The sequence below is a fragment of the Kitasatospora sp. NPDC059599 genome (assembly GCF_042735125.1).
GTDB lineage: Bacteria > Actinomycetota > Actinomycetes > Streptomycetales > Streptomycetaceae > Kitasatospora.
The window spans coordinates 1-10,459 of the sequence record NZ_JBHWCL010000108.1 but is presented as its reverse complement, the minus strand read 5'-3'; the positions used below and the strand labels follow the sequence as shown (position 1 = coordinate 10,459).

Genomic DNA, 10,459 nt, shown 5'->3' with positions numbered 1-10,459 from the left:
GGGTCCCCCCCCCCTTCGGGGGGGGGGCGCTCCAGGCCCAGGGTTGGTGGCGTTACCCTCGGGGGGGGGGGGGCGCGGTTGCGCCCCGCCCCCCCACTCCGAGTGTGTCAGGTGTCCCGCCCGACCAGGACCTAGGCGTCGGTGCGCAGCAGGCGCAGGGCGGCTCCCGCCAGGGCGAGCACCGTCCAGCCGAGGAAGACGACCAGTCCGGCCGTCGGCGACAGCGTGGTCGCGTCGTGCTGGAGGGCGAACATCGCCTGGCCCGCGTGGCTCGGCAGGTAGGGGGTGATGTGGTCCTGCCAGGAGCTGGGCAGCAGCGCGGTCAGGCCGGGGATCAGCATCAGGGTGGCCACCAGGACGGCGATGCCGCCGGCGACCGAGCGCAGCAGCGCGCCGAGGGCGACGCCGATCACGCCGACCAGGGCGAGGTAGAGCCCGGCCCCGAGCAGGCCGCGCACGACCCCGGCGTCGGAGAGGGTCATCGCGGCGCGGGTGTCCGAGAGGATCCGGCTGTCGACGAGGAAGGTGGCGAACGCCCCGACGGTGCCGAGCACCAGTGCGATCGCCCCGAACACGAGGGCCTTGGACCACAGCACCGGCAGGCGGCGCGGCACGGCGGCCAGCGTGGAGCGGATCATGCCGGTCGAGTACTCGCCGGCCGCGACCAGCACCCCGAGGACGCCGAGCGCCAGCTGGGCGAAGTTGGTGCCGAACAGGGACAGGCTCAGCGCGCTCGCGGTGGCGAAGTCGCGGTCCATATGGCGGCCCTCGCTGAGCCGCGACTTGAACTGGGACGCGGCGATCAGGCCGAAGGCGAACAGGAAGAGCAGGGCCAGGCCCAGGGTGATCCAGGTGGAGCGCAGCGACCACAGCTTGGCCCATTCGGAGCGCAGCACCCGCAGCGCGGTCACCTTGTACGGCGGGCGGGCGGGCCGGAGGTCGGCGGGCGCGGACGGGGTCGGGCTCGGTGCGACGGTGCTCATGCCGCGCTCCTCGGGTTCTCGGTGCCGGCGGTGGCCGCGGCGGCGTTGGCGGTGGTGGTGCCGTGGTACTCGACGGCGTCACGGGTCAGTTCCATGAACGCCTCCTCCAGGGACACCGTCCGGGGGGTGAGCTCGAAGAGGGCGATGCCCTGGTCGGCGGCGGCGAGGCCGATCTCCCGGGCGGTGCGGCCGGTGACCAGGAGCTCCTCCGAGCCGGCCCGGCCAGTGATCTCCACGCCCGGTCCGGCGAGCGCGGAGCGCAGCGCGGCCGGGTCGGCGCTGGCGACCTTGACCGCGTCGCCGCCGGCCTCGCGGACCAGGTCCTGGACGGTGGTGTCGGCCAGCAGCCGGCCCCGTCCGACGATGATCAGGTGGTCGGCGACCAGGGCCATCTCGCTCATCAGGTGGGAGGACACGAAGACGGTCCGGCCCTCGGCGGCGAGCGCGGTCAGCAGGTTGCGGATCCACAGGACGCCCTCGGGGTCGAGGCCGTTGACGGGCTCGTCCAGCATCACGGTGGCCGGGTCGCCCAGCAGGGCCGAGGCGATGCCGAGCCGCTGGCCCATGCCGAGCGAGAACGCCCCGGCGCGCTTTCGGGCCACCGACTGCAGCCCGGTCAGCTCGATGACCTCGTCGACCCGGCGGCGCGGGATGCCGTGGGTGTGGGCCTGGGCCATCAGGTGGTTGAAGGCGGAGCGCCCGGGGTGGATCGACTTGGCCTCCAGCAGCGCCCCGACCTCCTGCAGCGGCGCCGTGTGCTCGGCGTAGCGGCGGCCGTTGACCCGGACCGTGCCGCTGCTGGGGGCGTCGAGTCCGACGATCATCCGCATGGTGGTGGACTTGCCCGCGCCGTTGGGCCCGAGGAAGCCGGTCACCGTACCCGGCCGGACCATGAAGTCCAGCCGGTCCACGGCGGTCTTCTCGCCGTACCGCTTCGTCAGCTGGTGCGCCTCGATCATCGGTCATCCCTGTGCTCCGGGGCCGGTCCGTCCCGGCCGCCCTCACCTTCCACGCTAGGGGCGGGGGCGGCCGGAACCGTGGTACCGGGGGCCGAACATCCGCCCGGCCGTAGTACCGCGGTACCACCGGGCCGTGCGACGGCCGGGGCGACCGGCGGCTTCCGGTCAGTCGGCGTCGCTGCGCCGTTCGAGTCGGGTGCCGGTGCGCAGGGTGATCGACATCAGGTCGCTGGGGGCGTCGAGCTCCAGCCGGTGCCAGCGGCCGCGGGGGACGACCACCGCGGTGCCGGCCGCGAGTCGGACCGTCTCCCCGGCCGCGCCGGGCCTGGTGGGGCGGAAGTGGACGCGGACGCCACCGGTCAGGCAGCACACCGCCTCCTCGGCCGCGGGGTGCATCTCCCAGTGGTCGGCGTGGACGTCGGCGTCGGTCTCCACGTGGAAGGTGGCGATCTGCCAGGCGCCGGCGTCGCCGCCGGTCATCCGGCGCTCGGTGGCCCGGACGGCGCCGTCGGGGTGGATGTGCAGGGCCGCGGCGAACAGGTCGACCGGGAGGACCGGGGTCGTGGTCATGAGGGCGTTCCTTCCAGGTGGTTCTCCGCCGGGGCGGCGGTGGCGGTGGTGGGCCCGGTGGCGGGGCCGGGCGCGGGGCCGAGCGCGGGGCCGGGCGCGGGACGGTGGCGGGGCAGGACGAGGACCGCGACGACCGCCGCCAGGACGAAGAGGGCGGCGGTGGCCGCGAGCCCGAGGGCGTACCCGTCGTCGAGCGCGCCGGGGTCGGTGGCGGCGCCGGTGCGGTGGGCGGCGACGGTCGCCAGGGCGGCCAGTCCCACGCAGCCGCCGAGCTGGCGCGAGCTGTTGAGCAGACCGGAGGCCAGGCCGGCCTCGTGCGGGGCGATCCCGGTGGTGGCGGCGGCCGCGACCGGCGCGAGGACCAGTCCGGTGCCGATGCTGGTGACCAGGGACGGGCCGAGGACGTCGGTGAGGAAACCGCCGTCGGGACTGATCCGGGCGAACCAGGCCAGGCCCGTGGCGGCCAGCAGGGCTCCGGGGACGAGCGCGGCGCGGGGCGTGCGGGTCGCGGTGATCCGGGTCGCGACGACGGTGCCCGCGACCAGCCCCGCCGAGAAGGGCAGGAACGCGCCGCCGGTGGCGGCGGCGCCCAGGCCGAGCACCAGTTGCAGGTGGAGGGAGACGAAGTAGAAGGCGGTGAACTGCCCGGCGGCGGCCAGGAACACCAGCAGGTTGGCCCCGGCGACCCAGCGGCTGCGCAGCAGGCCGAGGCGTAACAGCGGTGCGGGAACGCGGGTTTCGGTGACGACGAAGGCGGCGAGCAGTGCGACGGCGGCGGCCAGCGTCCCGAGGGTGGCGGGCGAGGTCCAGCCCCGGGCCTCGGTGCGGACGACGCCGAACACCAGCAGTCCCACTCCCCCGGTCGCGAGGACGGCGCCGAGCACGTCCGGCCGGTCCCGCCGGGCGGGTCGCCGGTCGGCGGGACCGGCGGCGGGGAGCAGCGCGAGGGCGCCCGCCACGAAGGGCAGGTTGATCAGCATGACCCAGCGCCAGCCCGCGTACTCGGTGAGCAGTCCGCCCGCGAGGACGCCCAGTGCGCCGCCCGCCGCGTTGGCGGCGCTCCAGACGCCGAGCGCGCGGACCCGCCGGGGGCCTTCGGTGAAGGTGGTGGTGAGCATCGCGAGCGCGGCCGGCGCGGCCGCCGCGGCGCCCAGGCCCTGTCCGGCGCGGGCGGTGACGAGTTGCCAGGGTTCCTGGGCCGCGCCGCCCGCCAGGGAGCAGAGCGCGAAGACGGCGAGGCCCGCGACGAGGAGCCGCCGCCGGCCGTACAGGTCGCAGGCGCGGCCGCCGAGCAGCAGCAGCCCGCCGAAGGTGAGCGCGTAGACGTGCACGACCCAGGACAGGTCGAGCGGTGCGAATCCGAGCGCGGTGCGGATCGCGGGCAGGGCGACGTTGACCACCGACATGTCCAGGGCGAAGACGAACTGTGCGACGGTCACCGCCGCCAGCACCGCGCCGGGGCGCCCCCGTGAGTTTTTGTACATGTAAGGAAACTACCCCCGGGCGACCGCCGCTGTCGAGGGCCGGGGGATGATGGGGGCATGCAGCAGCCCTCCGCACCGCGCAAGGCCACCGGCCGGCCTCCCCGGATCTCCCGGGAGGAGGTCGTCGCCACGGCCCGCCGGATCGTGACCGAGGAGGGCGTCGGGAAACTGACCATGCGTCGCCTCGCCACCGAGGTCGGCAGCACGCCGATGGCCCTCTACCACCACGTCCGCAACAAGGAGGAGCTGCTCGTCCTGCTGCTGGACGACCACGCCGCCCGGACCCTGCGGCCCGCCGACCTGCCGGACGAACCCCGCGAGCGGGTGGTCGCCGCGGCGGCCGCGATCCACGCGGCGCTCGCCGCCTGCCCGTGGATCGTCGAGGTGCTGACCGCCGACGACCTGATGTCCACCCACGCCCTGTGGTTCGTCGAGCAGATCGTCGACGGCCTGGTCCGGTGCGGACTGCCGCTCGAACGGGCCGTGCGGGGCTACCGCGCGATCTGGTACTACACCGCGGGCGAGATCGTCGTCCGGGCGACGGCCACCCGCCGCCGCACCGGGGACGACCGCCCGACCTACCGCGAGCAGGTCTTCGCCGGACTCGACCCGGCCGAGCTGCCCCGCCTGGCCGAGGCCGCGGGCCGCTGGGAACCGCTGACCGCCGCGGACACCTACGAGGACGGACTCCGCTCCCTGGTCGCCGGGCTGGTCGGCGCCGGCTGAACGATTCGCCCCGGACGGCCGCGGCGGCCACGCGGCCCGACGGGTGGGGTTCCGGGGTCAGGCCCCGCCCTGCCCCTGGAGGATCCGCTCCGCCGCCCGGACCCGGTCCTCCACCGTGCGCCGGTAGTCGTCCAACGCCGGGCCGTGGCCCTCGATGTACTGCGTGTCGTAGGCGGACTGCACGGCCAACGAGATGCCGACCAGATTGGTCGACAACTTGCACGCGACGTCGTCCGTGGCCTGCTTCAGCTCCTCGGCCGAGTGCCGGACGGAGACGACGCCGTCCTGCTCGCGCGTCGTGGGAAGCAGGCGGGTGGCTGTCAGACCGTCCTGCGGAGTGGCATAGGCATAGCCCTTGGACGTCATGCACGCGCTCCACGCGGCGTAGCCGGCACGGATCCGCGGATCGCCGGTCGGGACCTGCGGGCCGTGGTCCGGGAGGGCCTTCGGGTCCGGGAGCGGCAGCGCACCGCCGATGCCCCGCATGCTCTCGCCCTTGCAGCCGCCGGCCGGGACCGGCCTGCCCGCGAAGACGGAAACCGCCTTCCCCGTCGTGTCCGCCCCGTGTTCCACCGTCAACGTCGCCGGCGACGGCTGCGCGACTGCGGGCACGGACGCCGCCGCCGTGTACGCCTGGGGGATCCGGTCGTATCCGCTCACGGCCGCCCTCCCGGGGTCGAAGAAGCCGTAGAGCTCCGCGTGGGTGCGTTCGAACCTGAGGCTCTCCTCGTCGAACCCGACGAGGTCGGTGGCCACCGGCGGCAGTCCGAATTCCCGCATGCACTTCTCGTTCAGGGTGTTCGCGGCGGACTGCAGGGTGGCGACCTGCTGCGGGGTCACCAGGTACCGGTCGATGGGGCGGGCGATCTGGTCCACGGTCGTGACGGCCGGGACCGGGCCGACGGCCGGTGCCGCCACGGAGCCGGCACCGGCCGCTCCGCATCCCGTGGCCGTCATCGCCGAGAGCGAGACCGACACCGCGAGGGCCAGCAGCCCGGTCGCCCGCCGGATCGCCCCGCACCTCCCGCCGGTCGTGGTCGAAGCGCTCATACCGAACCGTCCTCGGGGATGGCGGCGGGGGCCGGGACCGTGCCCGGCGCCCCGCCGCAGCGAAGTCAGGACCAGATGTTGACCGAGTACGTGGTCGAGTTCATGTCCACGTACGGCTGGATGCCGCCGGGAATCATCCGGGCGCCGAGATCCCGGCCGCCGCTGCTGTAGTAGTTGGTGTAACCGGTGTTCCCGCCCGAGCCGACGGCGGACGTGCCGGTCAACCAGACGCTCACCGTGGTGGACCCGCTACCCGTGAAGCCGTAGCACCGCACGGCGTTGTAGTGGTTGGGACCCCCCGAGAAGACGGTCACCCCACGGCCCCCTGCGGCACCGCAGTCGATCTGCTTGACGTCGGCGCTGGCCGGCGCGGCGAGCGCGACGGTCCCGGCGAGGATGCCGCCTGCGACGGCGCTGACGACGAGCTTCCGGCTGATCTTCACGCGCGTTCTCCCTTGATCTGCAGTCCTGGAAAGTCCTGGAAGGCTGTTCAGCGCAGGCCGGGCCTGCGGGAAGTGCGGTGGTGCTGTGACGCGGTGGCGCCGAGCCGGGACCTCGGTGCGGTCCGGCACCGGCGATCTCCGGCCCGCAATCAGACAATCGCATCGCCGACGCCCTGGCGAGCACGCTCCAGCGATCGTGAACGGAGGCTCCACGCCCCCTCCGACCGACCACCCGGGACCTTCGAGCGGGACCACCCCCGAGCAGGCGCGATCCCTCCCCGGCCCGGTCACGCCCGCAGCCCGGAGCGACGGCTCGGACCGACCACTCGAACCGGCAGCCCGGACCGACGGCTCAGGCCGACGGCTCGCCCGTCGTCGAACCGGCCTGCGCCGCACCGGCCTGCGCCGCCAGGCCGAGGAGCGTCGCGGTGAGGATGCGGGCCAGCCGGGGCTCGACCTCGATGACGGCGTGGGCGAGGCGCGGATCGCTGCGGTAGAGGGCGGCGACCTCCGCGCCCGGATTGGCGATCTGCCACATCGCGCCGGCCAGCGCGACGGCGGTGGCGACCAGGTCGACGACGTCCTGCTCGCTCAGCACGGGCACCTGCTCGCGGACGGCCTCGGCGATCGGCTCGCGGGCGGCCCTGGTGGCGAGCTTGAAGTCGCGGACCGCGTCGAGCGAGACGTTGCGTTCGAGGTTGAGCGGCGCGTGGGCGAGCAGGTCGCAGAACATGCCCCGGGCCGCGAGCGTGGCGGCGAACGCCCGTGCCACGGCAGCCGGGCCCGGATCGTCGCTCGCCCGCAGCTGCGCGGTCAACGCGTCCGACCACTCGTGCCAGCCCTCGGCGGTCAGCCGCAGGTAGATCTCCTCGCGCGTCTCGAAGTACCGCAGCAGCGCCGACTTGTGCATGCCGACCTCGGCCGCGATGTCCGTCAGCGAGACGTCCCTGATGCCGCGTTCCCGGCCGAGCGCCCGGGCCGCCTCCAGGATCGAGGCCTCGCGCCGGCGCTTGGCCTCGGGCGAGCGCGCCCGCTGGAACTCCGATGGTGCATCCACCCGCCCATCGTAGAGCAACACCGTTGCCGTATTACCGAAACAGTGTTGCGCTATTACCGCAACGGTGTTTCACTAAAGACATGGAACAGACCTGGTTCATCACCGGCAGCTCTCGCGGCTTCGGCCGCACCCTCGTCCGCGCCGCCCTCGAAGCCGGCGACCGGGTGGCCGCGACCGCCCGCCGCCCCGAACAACTCGCCGACCTCGTAGCGGAGTTCGGCGACCGGATCCGCCCGATCGCACTCGACGTCACCGACCCGCAAGCCGCCCGCGCGGCCGTCGCCGAGGCCCACGCGCACTTCGGCCGGATCGACGTCCTGGTGAACAACGCCGGCTACGCCAACGTCTCGCCGATCGAGACCACCGAGGACGCCGACTTCCGCGCCCAGTTCGAGACCAACTTCTGGGGCGTCTACCACGTCACCAAGGCCGCGATCCCGCTGCTGCGCGAACAGCAGGGTGGCCTGGTCGTCCAGTTCTCCTCCATGGGCGGGCGGGTCGGCGGATCGCCCGGCATCGCGTCCTACCAGGCGGCGAAGTTCGCCATCGACGGCTTCAGCCGCGTCCTGCGGGCCGAGACCGCGCCGTTCGGCGTGAAGGTGCTGGTCGTCGAGCCCAGCGGCTTCCGCACCGACTGGGCCGGCTCCTCGATGGTCGTCCACGACATCCCGGCGGCCTACGACGAGACGGTCGGCGCCGTCAACCGGCGACTGCGGCAGAACGCCGACGGCGCGGGCGTCGCCGGCGACCCGGTCCGCGCCGCCGAGATCCTCGTCCGGATGGCGAAGCGCAACGACATCCCCCACCACCTGCCCCTCGGGGTCAACGCCGCCGAGGGCTCCATCGCCATGGACCGCCGGCTGCTCGCCGACGACACCCGGTGGCGCGAGGTCTCCCGCTCGGCCGACTTCGCCGAGGCCTACCCGGTCCCCTTCCCGCCGGACGCGGCGAACTGACCGGGAGGGACGGGCAGGTGGGCCGACCGACCGGGCGGCCAGCGGCCGGCAGGCCCGCCCCCTCCCCCTCAGGAAGCCGCCGCGACCCGCGCCGTCAGCTCCGCCACCAGCCGGGCGGCCAGCGGCACGGACACCCCGTGCCGGTCGGCGGACCTCAGCAGCGCGCCACCGATCGCGTCCAGCTCCAGCGGCCGGCCCGCCTCCGCGTCCCGCTGCATCGACGACTTCGCCTCCGCCGGGAAGGCGTCGTACAGCGCCAGGGTGCGCGCCGGGTCCACGGCCGCGCCGCACGCCCGGCCGACGGCGGCGGCCTCGGCCACGAGCGCCGACAGCTCCGCACGGTGCCCGGTCCGGACCGCGCCGATCGGCAGCCCGTACCGGGTGGTGAGCAGCGCGAACGGCGCGAGGAAGGCGAGCTTGCCCCAGAGCACGGTCGGCTCGTCCTCGATCACCCCGGTCCGGAAACCGGCGGCCCCCAGCAGTCCGGCGAGGTCCGCGAGCCGGTCCGGCGGCCCGGCCAGGTCGATCTCGACGAAGGGGCTGCCGTGCTCGACCCTCCCGGGGGCGACCCTGGTCGACTCGACCCGCACCACGCCGGGGACGACCCGCTGCGCGCCGAACCGCCGGCGCAGCCCGTCCGCGTGCTCGACGCCGTTGAGCAGCGGCACGACCAGGCCGTCCGCGACCGCCTCGGGCGCGATCCGGGTACAAGCCTGCGACAGCGCGATCTGCTTGACGGTCACCAGGCAGAGGTCGACGGGCTCGCGCAGTTCGGTGCGCGCCTCGACCGGGGCGGTGAAGTCCCCGAACCGGGCGCTGCGGACGTGGATTCCGTCCCGTTGGAGGACGTGTACGGTCGGCTCGCCCGCCAGGCAGATCACCCGGTGACCGGCGCGGGACAGCATCGCGGCCAGCAGGCCGCCGACGCCCCCGGGGCCGAGCACCGCCACCGTCCGGCGGCGGCCGACGCCGGACGCCGCGGCGGAAGCACCACGGCTCCCGCCGGGCGGAACGGACACGGCGGGTGGAGCAGGGGGGAGGGATGGAAGGGACGGTACGGACACGGTGGTTTCCTCTCGGCACGTCATGGGTCGGCACCGCGCGACCTCGCCGTGCGGAGGGATCCGCCGCGAGGCCGGGCCGGTTGCCGCCCGGGCCCTGCAGCGATGATCGAATCCCCCGACACCCAAGTCAATCCTGGAGATTCCTCGGGATGACCCAAGCAATGACTTGGGTCACCCCCGGACTGTCACCGGTCACCCCGATAATGCGGGGCGGTTGCTCGCCGTCGTACCGCAGACTCGAACCGAGCACTTACAGACCGGAGGATGGTTTTCATGGTTGACCGGCCGTTGACGCTGATGGCGGTGCACGCCCACCCCGACGACGAGGCCAGCGGAACAGGAGGTGTCCTCGCGCGGTACGCGGCGGAGGGCATCCGTACGGTCCTCGTCACGTGTACCGACGGCGGCTGCGGCGACGGACCGGGAGGTGTCAAGCCGGGCGACCCCGGCCACGACCCGGCCGCCGTCGCCGCGATGCGCCGTCAGGAACTCGAAGCCAGCTGCGAGGTCCTGAAGGTCAGCCACCTCGAACTGCTGGAGTACGCCGACTCCGGGATGATGGGCTGGGCGACCAACGAGGCCCCCGGCTCCTTCTGGCAGACCCCGGTCGAGGAAGGCGCCGCCCGGCTCGCCGAACTGATGCGCCGGTACCGGCCCGACGTCGTCGTCACCTACGACGAAAACGGGTTCTACGGCCACCCCGACCACATCCAGGCGCACCGCATCACGATGGCGGCGCTGGAACTGACCGAAACGGCGCCCAAGGTGTACTGGACCACGGCGCCGCACACGATGATGAAGCGGTTCGGGGAGGTCATGCGCGAGTTCGGCGCGGACTGGGAGGAGCCGGACCCGGCGGAGGCCGCCGAGATGCCCCAGATCGGCCTCCCCGACGAGGAGATCAGCACCTGGGTGGACACCACCGCGTTCGGCGACCAGAAGTTCGACGCCCTGGCCGCGCACGCCAGCCAGGGCGAGAACATCTTCTTCCTGCGGATGGGCAAGGAGCGGTTCAACGACCTGTGGGGCGTGGAGACCTTCCTCCGGGTCCGGGACACCACCGGCGCGGCCCTGCCCGAGAACGACCTCTTCGCCGGACTGCGCTGACCTCGGCGACCCCGCCGGGCCCGGGCGCCACCCCCGGGGCCGCCCTGGCCCGCCGGCGTC

At 74.0% G+C, this 10,459-nt stretch carries 11 protein-coding genes; 3 read left to right on the top strand and 8 right to left on the bottom strand.

Annotated elements, in window-relative coordinates; translation table 11 throughout:
- Positions 1-131: 131 nt before the first annotated feature.
- The 4 genes from ACFV04_RS30330 to ACFV04_RS30315 all read right to left on the bottom strand — a co-directional run bounded on the left by ACFV04_RS30330 (position 132) and on the right by ACFV04_RS30315 (position 3,996).
- Positions 132-983 (bottom strand): ABC transporter permease, encoded by an 852-nt coding sequence (locus ACFV04_RS30330; protein ID WP_380348407.1) that lies wholly within the window; start codon positions 981-983, stop codon positions 132-134.
- On the bottom strand, positions 980-1,942 hold the full coding sequence (locus ACFV04_RS30325; RefSeq protein ID WP_380348404.1) for an ATP-binding cassette domain-containing protein: 963 nt from the start codon (positions 1,940-1,942) through the stop codon (positions 980-982). Before ACFV04_RS30325 ends, ACFV04_RS30330 begins: the two co-directional genes overlap by 4 nt.
- A 165-nt stretch (positions 1,943-2,107) precedes the next feature.
- On the bottom strand, positions 2,108-2,512 hold the full coding sequence (locus ACFV04_RS30320; RefSeq protein WP_380348402.1) for a cupin domain-containing protein: 405 nt from the start codon (positions 2,510-2,512) through the stop codon (positions 2,108-2,110).
- Positions 2,509-3,996, bottom strand: coding sequence for an MFS transporter (locus tag ACFV04_RS30315; protein ID WP_380533857.1), 1,488 nt, complete (start codon positions 3,994-3,996; stop codon positions 2,509-2,511). The genes ACFV04_RS30320 and ACFV04_RS30315 overlap by 4 nt, the downstream gene beginning before the upstream one ends.
- 57 nt (positions 3,997-4,053) lie before the next feature.
- Here ACFV04_RS30315 and ACFV04_RS30310 point away from each other — a divergent pair, with 57 nt between their 5' ends.
- Entirely contained in the window at positions 4,054-4,722 is a 669-nt protein-coding gene (locus tag ACFV04_RS30310; RefSeq protein WP_380533855.1) for a TetR/AcrR family transcriptional regulator, read from the top strand.
- 57 nt (positions 4,723-4,779) lie between these two features.
- On the opposite strand, the gene ACFV04_RS30305 is transcribed toward ACFV04_RS30310, so the two are convergent.
- The 3 genes from ACFV04_RS30305 to ACFV04_RS30295 all read right to left on the bottom strand — a co-directional run bounded on the left by ACFV04_RS30305 (position 4,780) and on the right by ACFV04_RS30295 (position 7,272).
- On the bottom strand, positions 4,780-5,772 hold the full coding sequence (locus tag ACFV04_RS30305; protein WP_380533853.1) for a hypothetical protein: 993 nt from the start codon (positions 5,770-5,772) through the stop codon (positions 4,780-4,782).
- A gap of 65 nt (positions 5,773-5,837) precedes the next feature.
- On the bottom strand, positions 5,838-6,215 hold the full coding sequence (locus tag ACFV04_RS30300; protein ID WP_380533851.1) for a hypothetical protein: 378 nt from the start codon (positions 6,213-6,215) through the stop codon (positions 5,838-5,840).
- A gap of 352 nt (positions 6,216-6,567) precedes the next feature.
- Positions 6,568-7,272 (bottom strand): TetR family transcriptional regulator, encoded by a 705-nt coding sequence (locus ACFV04_RS30295; RefSeq protein ID WP_380533849.1) that lies wholly within the window; start codon positions 7,270-7,272, stop codon positions 6,568-6,570.
- A gap of 80 nt (positions 7,273-7,352) precedes the next feature.
- On the opposite strand from ACFV04_RS30295, the gene ACFV04_RS30290 reads away from it, so the two are divergent.
- A complete protein-coding gene (locus ACFV04_RS30290; RefSeq protein ID WP_380533847.1) occupies positions 7,353-8,228 on the top strand; it encodes an SDR family NAD(P)-dependent oxidoreductase in 876 nt (291 codons plus the stop codon).
- 68 nt (positions 8,229-8,296) lie between these two features.
- Here ACFV04_RS30290 and ACFV04_RS30285 read toward each other — a convergent pair whose 3' ends face one another.
- On the bottom strand, positions 8,297-9,247 hold the full coding sequence (locus ACFV04_RS30285; protein WP_380533845.1) for a ketopantoate reductase family protein: 951 nt from the start codon (positions 9,245-9,247) through the stop codon (positions 8,297-8,299).
- A gap of 318 nt (positions 9,248-9,565) precedes the next feature.
- Between ACFV04_RS30285 and ACFV04_RS30280 the strand changes: the two genes are divergently transcribed.
- The gene (locus tag ACFV04_RS30280; RefSeq protein WP_380350120.1) at positions 9,566-10,399 is read left to right on the top strand and encodes a PIG-L family deacetylase; all 834 of its coding nucleotides are present in this window, start codon (positions 9,566-9,568) and stop codon (positions 10,397-10,399) included.
- Positions 10,400-10,459: the final 60 nt, after the last annotated feature.